We start from the raw sequence: 21,940 nt of genomic DNA, 5'->3' as shown, positions 1-21,940 counted from the left end.
CTGTCATGTGGCATGCGGGCTCCTTACTTGTACTCGATCAGATGCGCCTGACGCCCCAGGGCGCGGTCCAGATGAAACCCGAGGATCCCGAACGCCTCGGGGATTTTGGCCAGTGTCAGGAAAACCGCCTGCAACGGCGCTTCACCGCGCAGGATGAGACGGAGCACCTGCACCGGCCACAAGCCCAGGACCACCAGCCCCCAGGGCGAGATCAGCGCCAGCGCCAGCGCCAGAAGCGGCACGCCCAGCCCCCACAGCAGGGCGCGGCGGGTTTGCGCGGCATTGTGACAGACGGGCGGTCGCCCGTGCAGCGCGCGCCCCTGGGCATAGGCGTGTCCTGCGCGCCGCGTCCGCTTCCACCACTGGCCAAAGCGGGTGATATTGGCATCATGCAGGGTCATCTCGGCCTCCAGCCGCCAGATCGTCCAGCCTGCCAGCCGCAGCCGGACGCAGAGTTCGGGCTCTTCCCCCGCGATCAGCGCCCCGTTGTAGCCGCCCACCTGCTGCACAGCCTCCACCCGCATCAGCGCATCGCCGCCACAGGCCTTGGCCTCGCCCACAGGGGTGTCCCACTCCAGATCGATCAGCCGGTTGTACAGGGTCGCCTGGGGAAAGCGCTCGCGCCGGCGCCCGGCCACAACGGCGACATCCGGGTGGGCGGCCAGAAAGGCCGTGGCTTCCGGCAGCCAACCGGCCTGCACCTCGCAATCGCCATCGACGAATTGCACCAGATCGACGTCGTGATCCCGTGTCAGCCGCGCCAGCCCGGCATTGCGCGCCCGCGCCGCGGTAAAGGGAACATCGGTCTCCAGTTGCACGACCGCGACGCCCAGAGCCTGCGCGGCGGACACGCTGTCATCCGTCGAGCCGGAATCGACATAGACGATCGGCCCCGAGCCCAGCAGCGCGTGCAGGCAGCGCAGCAGCCGTTCCCCCTCGTTACGTCCAATCACCACCGCCCCGACCGCTTGCGGAGCAGGCATCAGGGTTTGCCCTTCGAGGTTTTGGGCGCAAATCGCGTGTACCTGGGGCCGGGGCGTGCAAGCCCGTCTGAGCCGGCAGGCGGCGGTATGGCCTCCGGATCGGCGCGGCTCCGCCCTGCCCTTTTCGGTTGAGGCGATAGAACCGCCTGCTCCTGGTCCTGTGACGGGAGGCGGCCGAGTTCGAGCCGCCCGATCAGCGCGCCCGCCAGCATCATGGTCAGGGGCGACAGGCCGGAGTTCGGAATGAGATCGATCAGGTTGGCCGCAAGCGCCAGACACAGCCCCGAGGTTGCCAACGTCAGGCCAAGCTGGCGCCGTCGGAACGCCAGAAGCAGCGGGCCGATGGTCAGCAGGCCGAATTCACCGAAATACCGCACGAAGCCACCAAGACCGATGCTGATCACCCAGGACCCGTCGGTCACGCTGATGTCATTTCCATCTTCATCGAAGACCCGCGCCCGCCCCCATCCGCCCCAGCCCAGAACGGGCCGCTGCATGGCTTTTTCGAGCAGGATATCCTCGTTCTTCAGGCGGAACTGCAACGAGCCTGCCCGCTCGGGTGAAATGCCGCGCGCGAATTCCACAACCCGGTCCACCGGCACAAGATCCGCGGATCGCAACAGCGGATAGAGCAGGACGATCATGCTGACAGCAGCCGCCACAAGGATCTGCACCCGTACGCCTGTGAAAAGCACGACGGGCAGCAGGGCCACCACGATCATCAGCGCCCCCAGAGACTTGGACAGCGTGATGGTGACCAGGATCAGCAGCGCCGCCAGGAGGTAGCGGATGCTCTCGGGCGGCTTGCTGAGCCGCCAGAGGGCGAAGGCGGCCATGGCCGCACTTGCAAAGACAACCGCGAGTCGCAGACCATGGTCGAGGAAAACAACGGGGCGGAACCCGTCATTGCGGACCTGTTGCAGCCAGCTGCGCACCGATATGCCATAGATCTGATTGCTGAGCTGAGGGGACATCCGCACCTCGTACAGCGCCAGCAGCGCGTACCCCGCCGCGGCAAGGGTCAGGATGACGAGAAAGGTGCGATGCGCATCGGGATGCGCGAGATACTTGCGCGCCAGCAGCAGCGGCAGCACACCCATCACAGCGGTCAAGGCGAAGGACAGCCCGTCATAGGTGCTGAGCCCCGGCAGGCTGCGCGTTGCAAAGGGCAGAGGATCGTCATTGACGAGCGCCGTCAGGAGCGCCCCTCCCACAAGGAGCGCCAGCAGACCCAGGATCAGCTTGCTACTCGGCAGCACCCCCGGCAGGATCTTCCCGGACGCAAGCAGCTCTGCACTGCGCGCCCGCGGCATCTGGCGCAGGATCACGAAGCCCATGGCCAGCGCGGCCAACGCAGGCACGGAGTTCTTGTTCAGCGTCGGAAAGGCCGGCAGATTGATCCCGGTCCGCTCCGGCAGAAACAAAAAGCCCAGCAGAAGCGCCAGAACGGTGGCGCGCACCAGATCGTAGCGGCGGAAGAAGATCATGACCGCAATGGGCCAGACGCAGATGGCCAGCAGCGGCGGGATCATATGCCGGACCGTTTCATCGTGTGCCGCCGGTTCTGCAGCGCCATTCTGACCAGACGTGGCAGCAGGGCCAGGCAGGCGCCATAGCGGGCGGTCAGCCTGCGGGGGTTCTGCAGCAGCCGCCACAACCACTCCGCCGCAATCCGGCGCACCCATTTCGGGGCCCGGACCTGATCTCCCGAAATGAAGTCCAGCCCCGCTCCGATCGACATGAAGCCGGTTTCGGGCAGCTGGTCGGCGGCGCGCGCCGCGAAGATTTCCTGTTTCGGCGCCCCGAGGGCCAGCAGACACAACCGTGCCCCGCTCTCGCGCAATTGCGCAATGCAGCGGTCCGCTTCCGCACCGGTCGGATCGAACCCCATGGCAGGCGACACAGAGGCAACCACCCGCAGGCCCGGATGCGCGGCCTTGAGCGCCTCCGCCGCCCGGTCGAGAGAGGATTGCGTGGCCCCCAGAAGCGCCAGGGGCACATTCTGCGCCGCCGCCAGCGCGACAACGGGCGCGATCAGATCGGAGCCGGGCAAAAGCTCCATCTGCGTGCCCGCCAGCCACGACAGCCAGATGATCGGATTGCCGTCCGCAGTGACATGGCTGTGTCGCTTGTACGCCGCCCGGAAGGCGGGATCCTGCTGGAGCTTGACCACATGGTCCAGATTGAGCGTGGCAATGCAAAATCCCCTCTGCTGCTCGAAGCGGCGTTCGACGTCCTGCAACAGCCCGGACCTGGACAGCGCGTTCACATACACACCATCCGCAGACATATCGCGGCCGCTGTCATGTAGGTTTGACCAGTCAATCATGCGCTATCTCTTGTGCTGATGTGCGATAACATACCTCCCGCACACCCGGAAGGTCACTATCGGCCGCCACCTGAAATATGATTAAAGCGGCAGCAAAAGCCCGCTCTTTTGTCACAACCGCCGCGGGAATACGCGGCCCTGCAAGCCGATGTGGCGCCACCGGCAAAAGCGGTTTCATGCCGGTTTTTTATCATCCTGGTCAGTTGACGTTCACGCAATCTGGGTATGTAGATGGCGGCGCTTTTGCCGGGGCGTTTCCGACGGCCCCGCGCCCTGAATGTCCAGACCATTGACCGGAGCCGACATATGCAGAGTCACACGCAGGCCGATGCGCATACAAGAGCGCTGATGGACAGCTTTGCATCTGTTGTCGGCCCGCTTGTCGCCCCTGGCGAAAGCTATGCGCTGCTGGACTTTCCCGACCACCCGAACGTGGGCGACAGCGCCATCTATACCGGCGAGCTGGAGTTTTTCGACGCCCATGTGGGGCGCCCGGCGGCCTATGTCTGCTCGCTGACCACCTACCGGCGCGACGTCGGGGCCTTCTGCCCCGAGGGGCCGCTTTTCATCCACGGGGGCGGGAACTTCGGCAGCGTCTGGCGCAAGCACCAGCTGTTTCGGCACGCCATCATGGAACACTACCGCGACCGCAAGGTGGTGCAGCTGGCGCAATCGGTCCATTACGCCGGCCACGACGGCGACACCCTCGAAGAGACCAAACGCCTGATCGGCCAGCACCCCGATTTCACCATGCTGGTGCGCGACACCCCCAGCTATGACTTCGTACAGACCCATTTCGACTGCCCGGTGCAGATGTGCCCGGATGCAGCCCACTACATGTGGCATCTGCCGCCCTCCGCCGCCCCCGACCACACCGTGCTGTCGCTGCTGCGGGCGGATAAGGAGAAGACAAACCCCGACATCCGGCCCTATCTGGAGACAGTGGGCCCGGTGGCCGACTGGGAGCCGCAATTCAAGGCGCGCACCCCGACAGACCGGATCGTCGAAAAACTGCTGGCCCCTGCCCTGCCGCGGAATGCGGCTCTCATGCGCCGCCGCGAAGCCATGTACCGGCGCCAGGCCTGGTATCGGGTCCACTATGGCATCCGGCTCCTGTCCGGCGGGGCGTTGATCGTCAGTGACCGGCTGCACGCCCACATCCTGACCGGCCTGATGCGCAAAGAGCATATCTCGCTCGACAATATGTACGGCAAGATCAGGCGCTATATCGACGCCTGGGGGCCTGACGGCCTCGTCACGCAGGTCAGCGACCTGGAGGCGCTCAAGGCGGCTCTGGCAGAGCACACGGGCGCGCAATGATGCCGGGCGCTGCCAGATGATGTCGACACTGTCGGTCTTTCTGAAGGATGGCGGCCTCAAGGCCCTGGCCGTTCGCGGCACGCTGATCTCGGTTCTGAACTTTGGCGGGCAGAACCTGCTGCGGCTGCTGTCCACGCTGGTGCTGACCCGGCTGCTGTTCCCCGAGGCCTTCGGTCTGATGGCCATCGTGGGGGTCTTCACCACCGGGCTGCAGATGTTCTCCGATCTGGGCCTTAAAGCCTCGATCATCCAGAGCAAGCGCGGCGACGATCCCGATTTTCTCAACACCGCCTGGACGATGCAGATCCTGCGCGGCATCGTGCTGTGCCTGGGCTGCGCCGCGCTGGCTTATCCTGTGTCGGTCATCTACGCAGAACCGCTGCTGCTGCCGATCCTGATCACCATGGGCCTGAGCCCGCTGGTCTCGGGCTTCGTCACCACCAACCTGGCCACGGCCCGGCGCAATCTGCACCTGATGCGCCAGACCGTCGTGCAACTGGTCTCGCAGGCCGCCGGCATCCTGCTGATGATCCTGCTGGCCTGGATCTATCAGACGGTCTGGGCTCTGGTCTGGGGCAGTATCTTCTCGGTTGTCCTGCGCGTGGCGCTCTACCAGATTTTCCTGCCGGGCCTGCGCAACCGGCTGCGGTGGGAACCGGCGGCCGTGCGCGAGATTTTCGGCTTCGGCAAATACATCTTCCTCAGCACCGCCGCGACCTTCATCATCACGCAGAGCGACAAGGCCGTTCTGGGGATCTATATCTCCACGGCGCTGCTGGGGATCTACAACATCGGCTCCATGCTGGGCCTCCTGCCCCTGACGCTGATGCGCACCGTCTCGCGCGCCGTCATCTTTCCGCTCTACCGCAAGCGCCCGCCGACCGAGAGCGTCGCAAATCAGCGCCAGATGCTGCGGGCCCGGCGGCTGCTGATCACCGCCCTGCTGCTGAGCGCGGTCCTGCTGGCGGCCCTGTCCCTGCCGCTGGTCGATCTGCTCTATGATGACCGCTACGCTCTGGCGGGCCCGGTCATCCTGCTGATCTGTGTCTCGGCGGTGCCGCAGATCATCCTGGAAAGCTACAGCAGCGCCCTGATGTCCGTGGGGGATTCGCGGCGCATGTTCCTGCATCAGGCCGCAACGGCCATCGTCCAGATCAGCTTCCTGCTGGGAACCATCGGGATACTGGGCATCGCCGCGGCGCCGCTTGCTCCGGGTGCGGCGGCCCTGGCCACCTACCCGCTGCTGGTCCGGTTCATGCGGCCCTATCGCATGCTCGACGCCTGGGCCGATATCGGGTTTTTCGCGGCCGCCATGACCGTGGTCGCTTCCATCTGCTGGATGTATCGCGACGCGCTTGGGCAGCTTCTGATATAGCGCCCTAGGGCACCATCAACATACTGATAATAAAAACTATTCTTCTTCAGAAACCGTGTCGCCCCTGCGGCGCTACTGTATGTCCGACCGCAGGGCCAGCGCGGCCTGAATTGCGTTGTGACCGTCGGGCACCACCCGATCGAACGTATCGAGCAAGGCAAGGCTGCGCTCGGTCTGGCCAAGGGCGGCTTCGACCACCGCCAGGTGATAGAGGATATCGGGATTGGCACTGTTCGTGAGGCGGTTCGCCTCCCGCAGATACTCCACCGCGGCTTCGGTGTCGCCTTGCAGGTGCAGGATCCAGCCCAGGTTGTCGAGCACGCTGCCGTTGCCCGGTTTCAGCTCGTTGGCCCTCTCCGTGAGGCGCAGCGCCTCGTCCAACCGGACCTCGCGCTGCACGAAGAGCCAGGCCAGCTGATTGTACCCGATGAAGACATCCGGATAGAGATCGATGAACCGCCGCAGGGCATCCTCGGCCACGTCCACCTCGTTCAGCGCATCCGCGATGAGACCGATCTTCATCAGGGCCCCGCCGTCCTCGACCACACGCACCGCCGCCCGGTAGTTTTCAAGCGCGACCGCGGTCGCGCCGAGATTGAGGTTCAATTCGCCCAACAGCATCTGAGCGGAGTAAAACGCGGGGGCTGCGGCCGACAGCGGCGCCAGCCGTGTCGAGGCCTGCGCAATGTCGCCCAGACGGATATCTGCAAGCGCCCCGAAATAGCGGGCCTGAAGGCTCGGCGCCTGCGCCAGGATCCGGTCGAACTCCGCCTGGGCCGCGCGATCGTATTCGCGCAGCAGCCAGAGCATCCCCAGGGCGGCGTGCGGCCGGATGTCCGGGGCGCTCAGCGCCTGCCAGTCGTCCGCAGACACACCGGCAAAGAGCACGCCGGGCAGCAGCCCGTCCGCCCGCCGCGCCGCCTCTGCGGCGGCGGCCGCATCCTCAGACGCCATATGCAGCGTCTCGAACCACATCAAAGGGGCCACAAGGCCCGCATCCGCCGAGACCGCCGCACGGGCCGCCTCCGGAACGGGGGCGCCTGTCGCAACGGACAGCGCCGCCTGGACCAGCGCGTAAGAGGGGCTGGCAGTCCCCTGCCCTTCGGTCAGCGCCTCGAGCCCCTGCGCCGCGTCTCCGGCCATCGCCAGCGCCATGGCCCGGCGCAGCGCTGTCTCGGGGGTCCGGGCGGTGTCCTGCGCCAGCGCGGCCACGGCCTCGTCGGCTCTGTTGAGGGTCAGCAGAAGCTCCCCTTTCAGGGCGGTGGCCGTTGGCAGGGTCTCCGCTGTCTGATCGATCACGGACAGGGCCTCGTCGAACCGGTCCTGACCGACCAGCAGCTCAAGCAGGTAGCTCACGGCAATCGGGGCATCGGCACCTGAATCGACACATCGGCGCACCATGGCTTCGGCCTGGTCGGGCCGCTCGGTCGCTGCGAAAACCTGGGCCCGCACAGTCAGCGCAAGGCAGTCGTCAGGAGCGATCTGCAAGGCGGTATCGAGCGCATCAGCCGCGCCCTGGAACCGCTCCGACTGAAACCGCACCACGCCGAGATTGCGGTGAAAGAGCGCTGAGGTGCGCGACAGATCTGCGGCTCTGACAAAGCTTCTTTCCGCGGCGGCACGATCACCCAGATCGGCTTCGATCATGCCCTTGAGGTTATGGCTGTAGGCATAGTCGGGGTTTGCCCGCACCGCATTCTGAACGAAGCGCTGTGCCGCGCGCAGATCTCCGCTCCGGAAGGCCAGCATGGCGTTTGCAAGATGCGGCAGCGGGCCGGCCAGCGCCTCCCCTTCCTCGCCTTCGGCCTGGGCCGCACGGGCGCCAGGCAGTTCGCCCGAGGCCGCCAGCGCCAGAGCATGCAGCCAGACCGACCGGGTGTCGCTAGGGGCGTATCTGCGCAGCTCCGGGGCCAGCGCGCGCCAGCAGAGCACTCAGCCTGCCGAATGCCGCGCGCAAGGCACCCGGTGTCTTCATCCATCCATCGATCCCGGCTGCAAATCATACCTCCGCTGCGTTTCGCATGCGAAAAGAGACGTATCAATACATTGATTCATATGCGATTTTCGGGCTACAGGCCGGAAAACTCCTGTTTTCAGGCATCCGGTGCCTGACGCTGCGCGACCCAGGTGCGCAGATCGTCGAGGAAACGTGCATCCACACCCGTCCCGGCCAGCACCGCCCGTCCGTTGTTGAGCTGCGCCGTGATCCCCGGCGCCACCTCCACGCCAGAGGTCTTTTTCGTAGGCGTACGCTTCTTGAGCTGCCGCTCCAGGGCGGACCGCTCCGCAGCCGCATCCGCCGCCGGGGTCTTGCGTAACATGTCCCGCACACGGGGCCCGAAGGCGGCATCCGCCTCCAGCGCCGCGGCCAGCGCCAGGCCGAGGCGCTCGGGAATGGCCGTCGGGAACCGCAGGGCGGTGCCGAAAGCGTCATGCAGGCGCACAAAGACGCCGATCTTCGATCGTTTCGCAGCGCTGCCATTGGCGAACAGTGTCTGGATCGCCTCGGAGGCAGTGGCGTAGACACCGAGCTTCACCGCCGCACAGACCAGATGCGCGCGTTCATAGTACGACAGGCCGACACGGATCTCGTTCTCCTCGACCATGGCGACATAACTGTCCGATACAGTCTCTAATGTCTTGATCAGAGCAGAAATCGTGGCGAATTCCGGCAGCCCGGTCTCGGCATGCAGCGCCCGCAGCGCCTGCAACCGCCGCCAGCCCGAGATCAGCCCGTATGTCCCGTCGTTAAGGGCGATCACCTCGATGGGGGTTTGCTGGCCGCGCGCCTGGATCGAGGCTTTCAGGGCCGCCATATCATCCGCGGCGACCTCAATCCGGTCACGCACCATGTGATCTTCGCAGACGCGGTCGAGGGGCAGGGCCTGAACCAGACGGCCGTCGCGGCGCGCCCGGTGCATCTCTGCGGCAAGATCTTCAAGCGCGGATTGCGCCGCAGCATCGCCGGCCACCTGCGCAATCGGGGCACGCCCAGGCGCGGCCTCGGCCGGATCCGCACCGGGCCATGGCCGGGTCTCGGACCCCAGGCGCGCAACTGGCGGCTCCTGCGCTCCGCTGCGCTCCGGTACGATCAGCCGTTTGCGTTTCGCCATGCCGCGCCCTTTCTCATTCCGCAGCCGCTTGCGCGGCCAGTTCGTCCCGGCGCCAGATCCCCAGCAACAGGGTCTTGAACGCCGCATAGGTGTCGTCGAAGGTGGCGCGGCCGCGGGCGTAGGTTTCGCGATTGAAATCGCGGTAATCCGCTTCGTAGATCCCGTTCACGCTTTCTCCGGCCTGGCCGATGAGTGCGGTGAAATCCTGCCGGTAGGGGGATAGGGCGCGCCCGAGATAGGATTGGATCAGCCCGGCCATTTCCGCCTGCTGGCTGCCGTCGTATCGCGTGATGATGGCGCGCACCGCATCCCACTCAAAGGCCATTTCGGGCCGCCCCAGGGCGCGGGCGGCGGTATTCTCGCCCTGTTCGATCGAGCTGAAGGTCGCATGCAGCATGTCGAAGAAGCGCCCGGTGGAATCGAACTCCAGAAAACTGGCGCCCAGAGGCACCAGCAGGATATCCGCGGCCGACAGCCCGTTGATCGTCAGATAGCCCAGGGCAGGGGGGGTGTCGATGAAGACCAGATCGTACTGTTCCAGCACACCGTCCTCCGCCAGCGTCTCGGACAAGGCATCCCAAAGCTTCCAGCCCCGGCTCTGCATCCGCCAGACGGGGATCTGGAACTCCGACCAATAGAGGTTCAGCTGGGCGCCGATCAGATCGATGTTCGGCCAATGGGTGGTCTGGATCAGATCCTTGCTCTGCACGCGCAAGGCTTCGGAGAGCGTCTCATCGAGCCCGACAGGCGCCTCGCCCATATCCGCGCGGCGCTGGTTGTCGGCCTGTAGCCGCTGCGCATAGTGCCGCGCGATCAGCGGGAACACTGTCTGCCACTCATCGCTCACCGTGCCCCCGAAGATCGAGGTCATGGACCCCTGGCTGTCGAGATCCAGGATCAGCACCTTGTAGCCGTCGAGGGCGGCGGACATGGCCAGATGCGCGCAGGTCGAGGTCTTGCCGACGCCGCCCTTGAAATTGGCAACGGCCACGATTTTTGCCGGCGCATCCGCAGGGCGATAGGGGATGTAGTCCTTAGCCTTCGATCCTTCCGCACCGAAATGCGCCCGCAGGGTCAGAACCTCGTCCAGACTGAACCATTTCGAGCCGCCTTCGGTCTCGCTGCGGCCCTGCGGAAGGTTGGGGTTCTGACGCAGCACGCGGCGAAAATGGGCCGGGGCCACGGGAATGAGGTACTTTGTGATTTCCCAGGTCGAGAACAGGCGCAGCCGCTTCTGACCGGCCTCGTTCATACCGCGGCGGGCCAGGTCGTCCCGGCCCTGGAGGCAGGCGCGCGCGATTTCGGAAAAGCCATCCGTATCAGTGGGCGCGTCCAGCTGTCGAAGGGCCGCATCAGGCGAGATGTTGAAATAGGGAGGTGCGGTGCCACTGCTCATGACGGCCCCTTATGTTACATGTTTTTCGCAAAGTACCACGAAAGTTGTTACATGCAAATCTTTCCGTCACTTCCTGATATTTTCTAAGCAGAATAGACCATTTGCCGCTGAAATGACGGGGCTTCAAAGCCACCCCGCATCTTATTTTCAGTTAAAGATCGGTTATAATATGTTACGGATCATGGCATCTGTGAAAAATGCTTGTATCAGAGATATTTAAGCGTCTCACATCGGGGCAGGGTGACTCTGATCCCCCGATCCGACGACTCCGATCCCCCGTTCAAGCGACTCCGATCCCCCGATGGCCCGGGTAGACGGCCCCCCTGTGGACAACTACGGTGAGCGTCAATGAAACGACGAATCCCCACAGAGGGATCGCGCGCAGTAGGCACAGTGACGGCAGCGTCAGGACAGGCATATGGTGAGCAGGACAGGGCAGGGGGCCGCGCGCCCCGTGCAGGGCGGTACAGGCGACTTCTTTGTCTGCGATTTCTTCGGTGTCAGCCCCAAGCACGATCTGGCCAGCATGGAGCATCCGATCTTCTCGCTCTCGACCCGGCCCGATCGCCGCATCCTGTCCTACACCCACAACGACATCGAGATGACGATCACGCCCAGCGTGAAGGGTCGGGCGACGATCTTCGACGCGGATATTCTGATCTTCTGTATCTCGCAGCTCATGGCGGCGCTGAACGCCGGCAAGACGGTGTCGCGCCGTCTGACGCTGACGGCACATGATCTGTTGCAGGCCACCCAACGGGAAACCTCCGGCGACAGCTACCGGCGGCTCCGCGATGCCTTCGAGCGGCTGGCGGGCACACGGATCACCACCAATATCAGGACCGGTCCCAAGGAGGATCCGGTCGAGACCACCACCGGGTTCGGTCTGATCGAAAGCTGGGAGATCGTGCGCCGCACCCGGGCAGGGCGCATGGTCAGCGTGTCGGTTACTCTCTCGGAGTGGCTCTATCGGGCGGTGGTGTCGAAATCGGTTCTGACGCTGAGCCGGGAGTATTTCAGCCTGCGCAAGCCGCTTGAACGGCGGCTCTACGAGCTCGCCCGCAAACACTGCGGGCGCCAGCCGGACTGGGTGGTCTCGGTCGAGGTGCTCTTGAAGAAATCGGGCTCGACCAGCCCGCGCCGGGTCTTTCGGGCCATGGTGCGCGAGATTATCCGCGCGGACAATCTGCCGGACTATGTGCTGGAGGAACGGCCCGGAGATCTGATCGCCGTCACGCCGCGTGCGGCGGTGATCGACCCAGGGGAAGCGCCTGTCCTGAGGCCGGAGACGCTGGAGGAGGCGCGCCAGCGCTGCCCCGGACAGGATGTCTACGCGCTCGAGGCGCGCTGGCGGGCGTTCTGGGCACAAACCGGTCGGAGGCCGCTGCGCGCGCCCGACAAGGCCTTTCTCGGCTGGCTGGACCGGCAGACCTGAGCGTCTTGCTTTCCCGCGGTATTCCGAATTTTAGGATTTGCCCGATAGCCAGGGAAAATTCCGGTGTTTCGCGACAATGTGCAGTTGTCGTGCCGGGGCGTTGCGATATCGTCGGCGCGGAATGGATGCTGGGGTTTTCAGGGGGAGGAGACCGTCGGATGACACCCAACGAGAAAAGAATTTCTGTCATCAAGACGCTGCTTCCGGCCCAGAGTGCCACGCTCCTGGATGTCGGCTGCGGCCGGGTGGCACCGGACTACCCCTATCTCGATCATGCAGAGCAGATCACCTGCGTCGACTGGAACCCGCGGATCATCGCGCCGACGCCGGACAAGATCGACGTGCGGGCAGGGGACTTTCTGGAGATGGACTTCGCGCCCGAAAGCTTCGACACTATCCTCTGTGCCGATGTCTTCGAACATGTGGCCCTCGAACAGGAAGCCGGTTTTGTCGCAGGATGCATCCGCTATCTGAAACCCGGCGGGACCATGGTGGTCAGCGTCCCGCACGCAGGCACCTATGCCTGGCTCGACCCGTTCGAGGTCAAGCCGCTGGTGAACCGCATACAGCACCGTCTGGGGATGCACCCTGCGCTTCACAACGGCTTTTGCGATATCCGCAAGGGGCACAAGCACTACAGCACGGCAGACTGCGTGCAGGCCTTCGCCCCGCTGGAGCCCGTGGAGATGCGCCAGTGGGGTTATTTCTACGATCCGCTCTACAGCTGGAGCGATGCGCTCCGGCGCAAGCTGGGTCTTTCCCTCGGGCATGCGCGGATCGCCCGGGCCTGTGCGGCGGAATACGACCGTGCGTATGGCGATCGCGCCTTCAACCTTGCCATCGCGTTTCGCAAGCCGGGCTGACGCGGGCCGGGCGGGGCCGCATCACAGCGCGTAATACGCCCGGTACCAGGACACGAAAGCGGCGATCCCGCTGCGCAGATCGGTCTGCGGGCGGTATCCCGTCAGACTGTGCAGCAGCGTGGCATCGGCCCAGGTTGCGGGCACATCGCCCGGCTGCATGGGCATCATGTTGCGGATCGCCGTCCGGCCCAGAGCTTCCTCGATCGCGTCGACGAAATCCAGCAGCCGCACCTTGTCGGAGTTGCCGATATTGACGACGCGCCAGGGCGCCACGGGGCTCAGGCTGTCGCCCGCGGCAATGTCATCCGGGCTGGCGGGCCGGGCAGGGGGCACATCGATGAGCAGGCGAATACCGCGCACCAGATCGGTGACATAGGTGAAATCGCGATACATGTCGCCGTGGTTGTAGATATCGATGGGCCGGTTTTCCAGAATGGCCGAGACAAACTTGAAATAGGCCATATCGGGCCGCCCCCATGGCCCGTAGACCGTAAAGAAGCGGAACATCGTGGTGGGCAGGTCGTGCAGATGCGCATAGGCATGTCCCATCGCCTCGCCGGCCTTCTTGGTGGCGGCATAGATCGTCATGGGCAGGTCGGCCTTATGTGTTTCCGCATAAGGCAGGGCAGTGTTGGCCCCGTAGACCGAAGAGGTCGAGGCCATCAGCAGATGCCGGACCTGATGGCGCCGTGCCGCTTCCATCACCGTGAAGGTGCCCGTGACATTCGTATCGACATAGGCCCGCGGGTTGTCGAGGCTGTAACGTACCCCGGCCTGGGCCGCGAGATGCACGATGACATCGGGCTCGAAGGCGTCCGCGGCGGCATCGAAGCAGCCGGGGTCTTCCAGCAGCGCTTCCGTGGCCCCGAAATGGGCAGTCTGCAACAGGATCTGATGGCGCCGGCGCTTGAGGGCGACATCGTAGTAGTCGGTCATGCCGTCATAGCCGTGCACGTGAAAGCCCTCTGCCAGCAGCAGCTGAGCCAGATGAAACCCGATGAAGCCCGCGGAGCCGGTGATCAATACCTTGGTCATATGGGTCCTGTCATGTGATCGGCGGCCCGCCCATCAGGCCTGTGCGGACCATAGGCGCTCCTTGCGGTCGCCGACACCGTGATCTCACCTCATGGCCGGGGGCGCGGTGTCCCGACACTTTCCGGTGAATAAATTTACATAATTCACATTACATATCTGCAGTGATATCGAAGGCGCGCGCCCTCAAGGACCGCCCCTAGGACATCCCCCGGTTCATGAAATTCCAGGCATCGGTGATGATGGTGTCCAGCGCGGAGTGTTCTGCGCGCCAGCCCAGCAGCGCATGCGCGCGCGACGGATCGGAGACCAGCGTGGCCGGGTCGCCGGGTCGGCGGTCGCTTTCGACCACGGTGAAGGAGCGGTTGGTGACCCGTTTGGCGGTCTCGATCACCGCACGCACCGAATAGCCCTGCCCGGTGCCGAGGTTGATCGGGGTGAAGGACCCGGCGTCCTCATTCGTCGCCAGCAGCTTCTCAAGTGCTGCCACATGGCCCCGGGCCAGATCGCTCACATGGATGTAGTCGCGGATGCAGCTGCCGTCCTCGGTGGGATAATCGGTGCCGAAGACAGTGATCTGCTCACGCTCCCCGGCGGCGGTCTGCAGCACAAGCGGGATAAGATGGGTCTCAGGGTCATGCCGTTCGCCCGTGCGGGCGCGCGCATCCGCACCTGAAGCGTTGAAATAACGTAGTGCGATGGACTTCAGCCCCGAGGCGGCGGCAGTGTCGCGCAGCATCGCCTCGACCGCGGCCTTGGTCTGGCCATAGGGGTTGATCGGCTGCACCGGCAGATCCTCGTGCAGCAGTTCGGCCTCCGTCTGGTTGCCGTAGACCGCGGCGGTCGAGGAAAACACCAGCCGGGTGACGCCCGCGTCCTGCATCGCCTCCAGCAGCGAGACGGTGGAGGCCACGTTGTTGCGATAAAAGAGCAGGGGTTCGATCACCGACTGGCCGGCTTCGATCAGCGCCGCGAAATGCACCACGCTGCCGATCCGGTGATCGCGCATCGCCTGCGCCAGCCGTGCGCGATCGGCGAGCTCGCCCTCGACCACGTACTCGGAGAAAACCGCATCGCGGTGCCCGGAGGAGAAATTGTCATAGACGACGGGGGAAAACCCCGCCTCCTGCAGCGCCAGCACCGTGTGAGAGCCGATGTAGCCCGCGCCGCCTATCACCAGGACATTCTTGTTCATCACCCTACTCATCGCGGTTTCTGCTGGGGTCTTATGACAACCCGGTCCGGTTGCATCCAGCCCAAAAGCGCGGTCCTTTACAGGTCAGGCGAACCCACCTAGGTAGAGGCCCTTATCGGGGTCAGGCAGTGCAGCGATGATCAAGCGCGTTCAAGCCAATATCCAAAGTGACATGCTCGGGCGGCTTTTGCGGGAAAACCTGCGCCTCCAGGCCACCAACTACGGTATCGCCATCGTGGCCATGGTGGTGATCGCGGTGATGACGGCGCTCACCGCCTGGATCATGAAGGACATCATCGATTCCATGGTCGGCTCCGGCAATCGCGCGGCGGTCTTTTCGGTGGCCGCCGCGGTGGCGGCGATCTTCACCGTGAAGGGCATCGCCTCCTACATCCAGGTCATCGCCCTCAGCCGCGCGGGCAACCGGATCGTCGCCGATCAGCAGCGCAAGCTCTATGACCGGCTCTTGAGACATGGGGTGGCGTTTTTCAACACGCTGGAAAGCTCCAACATCCTGATGCGGGTCACCACCTCGGCGCAGGCGGCACGCGTGGTGATCGACACGCTGATCATGGGCTTCGTGCGGGACCTTTTGACCCTCATCGGCCTCATCATCGTGATGATCTACCAGCAGCCCACCCTGTCGTTCTTCTCGCTGGTCTTCGGGCCGCTGGCGGTGCTGGGCGTGCGCCAGATCCTCAAACGGGTGCAAAGCATCGTCGAGGCGAACATGGCCTCGACTGCCGAGATCATCAAGGTGGTTCAGGAGACCTCCACCGGCATCCGCGTGGTCAAGGCCTTTGCGCTGGAGAAACTGATGGCCGCGCGCATGAACACCGCTGTCAGCACGGTGGAAAACCGCTCCAACGCCATGGCGCGGCTGCAGGGTGCGACCAGCCCGCTGATGGAGACGCTTTCGGGCTTTGCCATTGCTTCCGTTGTGGCGCTGAGCACGGTCAGCATCTTCGGCGATGACGCGACTTCGCCGGGGGAGCTGATGTCCTTCGTGACGGCGCTTCTGATGGCCTATGACCCGGCCAAGCGGCTGGCGCGGATGCGCGTGGTGATCGAGGAAGGGCTGGTGGGCGTGGGGTTGATGTACCAGATCCTCGACACGCCGATTGCGGTCAGCGAGGCGCCCGATGCGACCCCCCTGCCCGACGGGCCGGGCGCGGTGCGCTTTCGCGAGGTGGTCTTTGGCTATGAGGACAAGCCGCCGCTGCTGCGCAGCCTCGATGTGACATTCGCCGCCGGTCAGACCACGGCGCTGGTGGGGCCGTCGGGGGGTGGCAAGTCCACCATAATCAACCTCATTCTGCGGCTCTACGATCCCGGGGAGGGCCGGGTCGAGATCGACGGGTTCGATCTGCGCAACGCCACATTCGCCTCGCTGCGCGACAAGATTGCCTTTGTGGGCCAAGAGACGTTTCTCTTCGACGGCACGCTGAAAGAGAACATCGCCATGGGGCGCGAGAATGCCAGCGATAAGGAGATCATCGCCGCCGCGAAGGCCGCGAACGCCCATGACTTCATTTCGGCCATGCCGCAGGGATATGACACGGATGTGGGCGAGAACGGCGCCAACCTTTCAGGCGGGCAGCGTCAGCGCATCGCCATTGCCCGTGCGATCCTGCGCGACAGCCCGATCCTGATCATGGATGAGGCCACCAGCGCGCTCGATTCCGAATCCGAATACCTGGTGAACGAGGCGCTGCAGAAGCTCTCGGCCGGGCGCACGGCGATCGTGATCGCGCATCGGCTCTCGACCATCCTCAGTGCGGATCGGATCGTGGTGATCAAGGACGGTCAGGTGGTCGAGGAAGGCTCGCAGGCCGAGCTTCTGTCGCAGGGCGGGCTCTTCAAATCGCTCTACGACCGGCAGTTCAACGCGGCGGAGTAGGGTGACGAACTCAGACCTGATCGGTTCAACTGGATCGCCCGGCGGTACCGCCGGGCAGCGCCCGACCCTCTCCCAGGGAGGGCGCTTCACGCCCACCCCAGGGTCGGGCGCTGCCCTCAATTCGACATGTAGATGTCAAAGCGCGCCCTTCACCTGAGCCAATGCCTGCGTTAGCAGCGCCTCCGCCGAAACAGGGTCTTTTGTCTCGATATAGAGCCGCAATTCGGGTGCATTGCCCGAGGGGCGCACATGGATCACATCGCCGTCCGTCAGCACCATGCGCAGCCCGTCTGTCAGATCGAGCCGCGCCTCTTCCTTGCCCAGAGGGGCCAGGAAGGCGGCGCGGGCGGCAGGGTCGGCCTGCCAGGCCTCCAGCAGCGGGCGGCTCTTGCTCTGTTCGACCTCCTGCAACCGGTCCGCGACGGTCACCACCGGCGGCTCCTGCGCCACCCGCGCGGCGATCCCGCCGTCGCGGCTGGCATAGAGCACGGTCAAAAGCGGCAGGGTGCAGTCGCGGGTGACGAGCGGGGCAAGCACCCCGGCAGGCCCCTGCGCCGCGAACCCCAGCAGAAAGCCGCCATTGGCCTCATAGCCCACGACCTTGCCGCCCTCTTCCATCGCGGCGATCACATAAGGCGAGCCGATCCGCGTCAGCCGCACCTCCTTGAAGCCTTTCAGCGTCACCCCGCTGTTGGAGGAAATCGGCGTGGCGATCACTTCGGCGCCCAGCGTCTCGGCGGTGATCTGGCCGAGGATGTCGCCCGGGATCACGCGGCCGGTCTCATCGGCCAGCAGCGGGCGGTCGGAATCGCCATCGGTCGAGACCAGCGCGTGCAGGCGGTGCTCACCCACCCAGGCCGCGATCTGGGCACGCACCTCGGGGTCCACCGCTTCGGTATCGACAGGGATGAAGGTTTCGGACCGGCCCAGTTCGATCACCTCGGCAGCGAGACCGCTCAGGATCGCGGCCAGCGCATCACGGCCCACGGCGCTGTGCGTATAAAGCCCGATCCGCTGACCGGTCAGCGCCTGCGGCCCGAAGGCGTCGACATAGCGCGCGACATAGCGGTCGTTGGCCTCGCTGTCCTGCGCCAGCGGGCCGGGCCCGCCGGTCTCGGGGCTGTCGGTCAGATGCGCCAGGATCGCGGCCTCGTCCGCCTTGCTGATCTCGCCGCTGCGCACGTAGAACTTCAGCCCGTTGCGATCGGCCGGGATGTGGCTGCCGGTGACCATCACCGCGCCGCCGCCTGCTGCCCGCGCAGCCAACGCCAGCGCCGGCGTGGGCAGCGCGCCGCAGTCGATCACATGGGCGCCGGCTGCACGGGCCGCACGGATCACGTCGCGCGCGATGCGCGGCGAGGAGGGGCGCAGATCGCGCCCGATGCAGAGCACATCGCCGGTGTCGCAGGCGGCCAGAAACGCCTGCACATGCGCCGTGATCAGATCCGGCGTCATCGCCGTAACCAGCCCGCGCAGCCCGCTTGTCCCGAATTTCACGGACATGTCTTGCCCTCCGTTTGTGCAAGAAGCCTTTGTTTAGAGACGATCCAGATAGGTGCCATAGTCATTCTTGGCATATTTCTCCGCCTCGCGCTGAAGATCGGCGCGGCTGATCCAGCCAAGCTGGAAGGCAATCTCTTCCGGGCAGCCGATCTGCTGGCCCTGGCGCTGTTCGATGGTGCGCACGAAGTTGCCCGCATCAAGCAGGCTGCCATGGGTGCCTGTATCCAGCCAGGCATAGCCGCGGCCCATGCGCTGCACGGTGAGGCTCTCTTCAGCCAGATACATCTCCAGGAGCGTGGTGATCTCCACCTCGCCGCGCGCCGAGGGTTTCACCCTGCGCGCCTTGGCCGGCGCCGTGCCATCGACGAAATAGAGCCCGGTGACGGCGAAGTTCGAGGGCGGCACCTTGGGCTTTTCGATAAGGCCGCGCACCGTGCCGCCCGCGTCGAAATCCACCACGCCGTAACGCTCCGGGTCGGCCACCTGGTAGCCGAAGACCGTCGCACCCGTGTCTTGGCGATCGGCGCTGGCCATCAGTTCGGGCAGCCCGTGGCCGAAGAAGATGTTGTCGCCCAGCACCAGCGCCGAGGGGGCGCCCTCCAGGAAGTCTTCGGCGAGAATGAAGGCCTGTGCCAGCCCGTCGGGCGAGGGCTGTTCGATATAGGTGAGCGAGATCCCCCATTGCGAGCCGTCCCCCAGCATGCGCTGGAACTGCGCCTGGTCCTGAGGCGTGGTGATCACGGCAATCTCGCGAATATCGGCCAGCATCAGCACCGACAGCGGATAATAGATCATCGGCTTGTCGTAGATCGGCAGGAGCTGTTTGGAGACCCCCAGCGTGATCGGGTAGAGCCGTGTGCCCGAGCCGCCCGCCAGAATGATGCCTTTGCGTTTGGTCATGAGACTGTCCCTTGTTAGGCTCTGTTGAGATCCGTCAGAACGTCGGCAACACCTCTGCGCCAGTCGGGCCGGGCGATCCCGAAGGTCGCCTCGGTGCTGCTGCAGTCCAGCCGCGAGTTCAGGGGCCGTGCGGCAGGGGTGGGATACTCTGATGTCGGGATGTCGGTCACATCGACGGCAAGACCGGCCTGGGCAAAGATGTCGCGTGCAAAATCGGCCCAGCTGACGTCCGGCGTGCCGCTGAAATGATAGGTACCGGCCTTGCCGGGATCCTCTTTCAGAGCCTGTGCGATCGTCCTGCAGGCAGCGGCAATGGCGCGCGCGGGCGTGGGCCCGCCGATCTGGTCGGCCACGATGGTGAGTGTGTCGCGCTCGGCCCCGAGGCGCAGCATGGTTTTCACGAAATTCGCCCCATGGGCCGAGAACACCCAGGAGGTGCGCAGGATCGCGTAGCGCCCCCCTGCCCCGGCCACGCCCCGCTCGCCCCCGAGCTTGCTGTGCCCATAGACGCCCAGAGGGCCGGTGGCATCCCCGGGCTGCCACGGGGCCGTGCCGCTGCCGTCGAAGACGTAGTCGGTGGAGATCTGTACAAACGGCAGATCGCGGGCAGCGGCCGCGGCGGCCATCGCGGTGGGGGCCATCGCGTTCACGATCACCGCGGTGTCGCGGTCGTCCTCGGCCTTGTCCACGCCCGTATAGGCAGCGGCATTGATCACGGCATCCGCGTCACAATCGGCAATCACGCGCTCGCAGGTGCCCGGGTCGGTCAGGTCCGCCTCTTCGCGGCCCAGACAGGTCACCCCCTCGAGGCGCGCAAGCTCCGTGGCCACCTGCCCGGTCTTGCCGAAGACGAGCACCTTCATGCGCGGGCCCCGAGCCGCCGGCCCACCCCGTCGCGGTCCTGCAGGGCGCGCCACCAGTCCTCATTGTCGAGATACCACTGCACGGTCTTTTCCAGCCCCTCCTCCAGCGTCACCGACGGGCGCCAGCCCAGTTCTGTCGCGATGCGGCTTGGGTCGATCGCATAGCGCAGATCATGGCCCGGACGGTCGGTCACAAAGGTGATCTGATCCTCGTAGGGGCTGTTCTTGGGGCGCTTCTCTTCGAGGATGCGGCAGATCGTACGCACGAGGTCGATGTTGCGGGCCTCGTTCTCGCCACCGATGTTGTAGCTGCGCCCCACCGTGCCCTTTTCCAGCACGCAGAGCAGCGCATCGGCGTGATCCTCGACGTAAAGCCAGTCGCGCACGTTCTCGCCCTTGCCGTAGACCGGGATCGGCTGCCCGGCGAGCGCGTTCAGGATCACCACGGGGATCAGTTTTTCCGGGAAGTGATAGGGCCCGTAGTTGTTCGAGCAATTGGTCATCACGATCGGAAGACCGTAGGTCTCGTGCCAGGCGCGCACAAGGTGGTCGCTGGCCGCCTTGGAGGCCGAATAGGGCGAGCGCGGATCGTAAGGTGTGGTTTCCGTGAACTGCCCGGTCTCGCCGAGCGATCCGAAGACCTCATCGGTGGAGATATGGTGGAAGCGAAAGCCTGCGGGCTTGCCCGCCTGCGTCCAGAAGCTGCGCGCCGCCTCCAGCAGATGATAGGTGCCGGTGATGTTGGTCTCGATGAAGGTGCCGGGCCCGTCGATGGAGCGGTCCACATGGGATTCGGCGGCCAGGTGCATCACCGCGTCCGGCGCGTGTGCGGCAAAGATGCGGTCGAGTGCGGCCCGGTCGCGGATGTCGGCCTGCTCGAAGGTATAGGCGGGGCTGTCCGCCACCTCGGCCACATTCTCCAGGCAGGCGGCATAGGTCAGCGCGTCGAGGTTCACCACCTCATACCCCCGCGCCACGGCCAGCCGCACCACGGCCGAGCCGATGAACCCCGCACCTCCGGTCACGAGCAGTTTCATGCGTTATCCTTCATAGACAAAGGGGCTGTCGAACGCGGCAAGCCCCGGGGCGGCGGCGTCTTTTTCGGACAAAACAGGCTCTATGTCGCCCAACCCCCACTCGATCCCGATCTGCGGGCAGTCGAAGCGCACGGCCCCGTCACACTCCGGTGCGTAGTAGTCGGAGCATTTGTAGAGGATCTCGGTCTCGGGCGCGCGGGTGACGAACCCATGCAGGAAGCCGGCGGGCACCAGCAGCTGCTTGCCGTTCTCGAAGCTGAGCTCGGCGCCGACCCACTGCCCATAGGTGGGCGAGCCGCGGCGGATGTCGACGGCCACGTCGTAGAGCACCCCGCGCCCGCAGCGCACCAGCTTGTCCTGCGCATGGGGCGGTGCCTGAAAGTGCAGCCCGCGCACGGTGCCCACCTGCATCGAGAGCGAGTGGTTGTCCTGCACCCAGTCATAGTCGAGGCCGGCCTCGGCCATGCGCTGCCTGTTCCAGCTTTCGCTGAAAAATCCGCGGGCGTCGCCAAAGCGTTTGGGTGTGAGGATGAATACCCCTTCAAGCCTTGTTTTCTCGATCACCAAAATCAACACCCGCGACACGCTTGAAAATCAGGTTTCAGTTACCAACACACCTCCGGACTGTCACCCGAAAACCGATCGAACAGCCTGTCGCGCCCGGACATGGCAAAGAACCCCCTATCGGTGGTCCGC

18 protein-coding genes are annotated in these 21,940 nt (G+C 65.0%); 5 read left to right on the top strand and 13 right to left on the bottom strand.

Annotated elements, in window-relative coordinates:
• Positions 1–23 precede the first annotated feature (23 nt).
• Genes MUB52_RS20465 through MUB52_RS20455 form a run of 3 tightly spaced genes read right to left on the bottom strand, consistent with a single transcriptional unit; the run spans position 24 to position 3,312 of the window.
• Positions 24–983 carry a glycosyltransferase family 2 protein gene (locus tag MUB52_RS20465; RefSeq protein WP_263846008.1) on the bottom strand — a complete coding sequence of 320 codons (960 nt, stop codon included), beginning with the start codon at positions 981–983 and terminating at the stop codon, positions 24–26.
• Positions 983–2,515, bottom strand: a complete 1,533-nt coding sequence (locus tag MUB52_RS20460; RefSeq protein WP_263846007.1) for a hypothetical protein — start codon at positions 2,513–2,515, stop codon at positions 983–985. Before MUB52_RS20460 ends, MUB52_RS20465 begins: the two co-directional genes overlap by 1 nt.
• Entirely contained in the window at positions 2,512–3,312 is an 801-nt protein-coding gene (locus MUB52_RS20455; protein ID WP_263846006.1) for a WecB/TagA/CpsF family glycosyltransferase, read from the bottom strand. Before MUB52_RS20455 ends, MUB52_RS20460 begins: the two co-directional genes overlap by 4 nt.
• 306 nt (positions 3,313–3,618) lie before the next feature.
• Here MUB52_RS20455 and MUB52_RS20450 point away from each other — a divergent pair, with 306 nt between their 5' ends.
• Positions 3,619–4,632: a polysaccharide pyruvyl transferase family protein gene (locus MUB52_RS20450; protein WP_263846005.1), complete on the top strand. Its 1,014-nt coding sequence runs from the start codon at positions 3,619–3,621 to the stop codon at positions 4,630–4,632.
• A 16-nt stretch (positions 4,633–4,648) separates the two neighbouring features.
• On the top strand, positions 4,649–6,007 hold the full coding sequence (locus MUB52_RS20445; RefSeq protein WP_263846004.1) for an oligosaccharide flippase family protein: 1,359 nt from the start codon (positions 4,649–4,651) through the stop codon (positions 6,005–6,007).
• A gap of 72 nt (positions 6,008–6,079) precedes the next feature.
• Here MUB52_RS20445 and MUB52_RS20440 read toward each other — a convergent pair whose 3' ends face one another.
• The 3 genes from MUB52_RS20440 to MUB52_RS20430 all read right to left on the bottom strand — a co-directional run bounded on the left by MUB52_RS20440 (position 6,080) and on the right by MUB52_RS20430 (position 10,516).
• Complete coding sequence (locus MUB52_RS20440) at positions 6,080–7,939, bottom strand: tetratricopeptide repeat protein (RefSeq protein ID WP_263846003.1); 1,860 nt, start codon at positions 7,937–7,939, stop codon at positions 6,080–6,082.
• 161 nt (positions 7,940–8,100) lie between these two features.
• Positions 8,101–9,120 carry a ParB/RepB/Spo0J family partition protein gene (locus MUB52_RS20435; RefSeq protein ID WP_263846002.1) on the bottom strand — a complete coding sequence of 340 codons (1,020 nt, stop codon included), beginning with the start codon at positions 9,118–9,120 and terminating at the stop codon, positions 8,101–8,103.
• Positions 9,121–9,133: 13 nt separating this feature from the next.
• The gene (locus tag MUB52_RS20430) at positions 9,134–10,516 is read right to left on the bottom strand and encodes an AAA family ATPase (protein ID WP_263846001.1); all 1,383 of its coding nucleotides are present in this window, start codon (positions 10,514–10,516) and stop codon (positions 9,134–9,136) included.
• Positions 10,517–10,934: 418 nt separating this feature from the next.
• On the opposite strand from MUB52_RS20430, the gene MUB52_RS20425 reads away from it, so the two are divergent.
• Both MUB52_RS20425 and MUB52_RS20420 read left to right on the top strand, forming a co-directional pair.
• Entirely contained in the window at positions 10,935–11,951 is a 1,017-nt protein-coding gene (locus MUB52_RS20425) for a replication initiator protein A (protein WP_263846000.1), read from the top strand.
• Positions 11,952–12,109: 158 nt separating this feature from the next.
• Entirely contained in the window at positions 12,110–12,814 is a 705-nt protein-coding gene (locus MUB52_RS20420) for a class I SAM-dependent methyltransferase (RefSeq protein ID WP_263845999.1), read from the top strand.
• Between the two features lie 21 nt (positions 12,815–12,835).
• Here MUB52_RS20420 and MUB52_RS20415 read toward each other — a convergent pair whose 3' ends face one another.
• A complete protein-coding gene (locus tag MUB52_RS20415) occupies positions 12,836–13,849 on the bottom strand; it encodes an NAD-dependent epimerase/dehydratase family protein (RefSeq protein WP_263845998.1) in 1,014 nt (337 codons plus the stop codon).
• Positions 13,850–14,045: 196 nt separating this feature from the next.
• The gene (galE, locus tag MUB52_RS20410; protein WP_263845997.1) at positions 14,046–15,041 is read right to left on the bottom strand and encodes a UDP-glucose 4-epimerase GalE; all 996 of its coding nucleotides are present in this window, start codon (positions 15,039–15,041) and stop codon (positions 14,046–14,048) included.
• Positions 15,042–15,177: 136 nt separating this feature from the next.
• Between galE and MUB52_RS20405 the strand changes: the two genes are divergently transcribed.
• Positions 15,178–16,941 carry an ABC transporter ATP-binding protein gene (locus MUB52_RS20405; protein WP_263845996.1) on the top strand — a complete coding sequence of 588 codons (1,764 nt, stop codon included), beginning with the start codon at positions 15,178–15,180 and terminating at the stop codon, positions 16,939–16,941.
• Between the two features lie 135 nt (positions 16,942–17,076).
• Here MUB52_RS20405 and MUB52_RS20400 read toward each other — a convergent pair whose 3' ends face one another.
• The 5 genes from MUB52_RS20400 to rfbC are packed head-to-tail and all read right to left on the bottom strand — an operon-like array spanning position 17,077 to position 21,811.
• Positions 17,077–18,444 carry a phosphomannomutase gene (locus tag MUB52_RS20400; RefSeq protein ID WP_263845995.1) on the bottom strand — a complete coding sequence of 456 codons (1,368 nt, stop codon included), beginning with the start codon at positions 18,442–18,444 and terminating at the stop codon, positions 17,077–17,079.
• Positions 18,445–18,477: 33 nt separating this feature from the next.
• A complete protein-coding gene (gene rfbA, locus MUB52_RS20395) occupies positions 18,478–19,344 on the bottom strand; it encodes a glucose-1-phosphate thymidylyltransferase RfbA (RefSeq protein ID WP_263845994.1) in 867 nt (288 codons plus the stop codon).
• A gap of 14 nt (positions 19,345–19,358) precedes the next feature.
• Positions 19,359–20,207, bottom strand: a complete 849-nt coding sequence (gene rfbD, locus MUB52_RS20390) for a dTDP-4-dehydrorhamnose reductase (RefSeq protein WP_263845993.1) — start codon at positions 20,205–20,207, stop codon at positions 19,359–19,361.
• Positions 20,204–21,244 carry a dTDP-glucose 4,6-dehydratase gene (rfbB, locus tag MUB52_RS20385; protein WP_263845992.1) on the bottom strand — a complete coding sequence of 347 codons (1,041 nt, stop codon included), beginning with the start codon at positions 21,242–21,244 and terminating at the stop codon, positions 20,204–20,206. Before rfbB ends, rfbD begins: the two co-directional genes overlap by 4 nt.
• A gap of 3 nt (positions 21,245–21,247) precedes the next feature.
• A complete protein-coding gene (gene rfbC, locus MUB52_RS20380; protein ID WP_263846028.1) occupies positions 21,248–21,811 on the bottom strand; it encodes a dTDP-4-dehydrorhamnose 3,5-epimerase in 564 nt (187 codons plus the stop codon).
• Positions 21,812–21,940: the final 129 nt, after the last annotated feature.

Origin of the sequence: Roseobacter sinensis (assembly GCF_025755255.1) — a bacterium.
Lineage (GTDB): Bacteria > Pseudomonadota > Alphaproteobacteria > Rhodobacterales > Rhodobacteraceae > Roseobacter > Roseobacter sinensis.
Note: the sequence above shows the minus strand (reverse complement) of the source record. Positions and strands in the feature narration are given on the sequence as shown.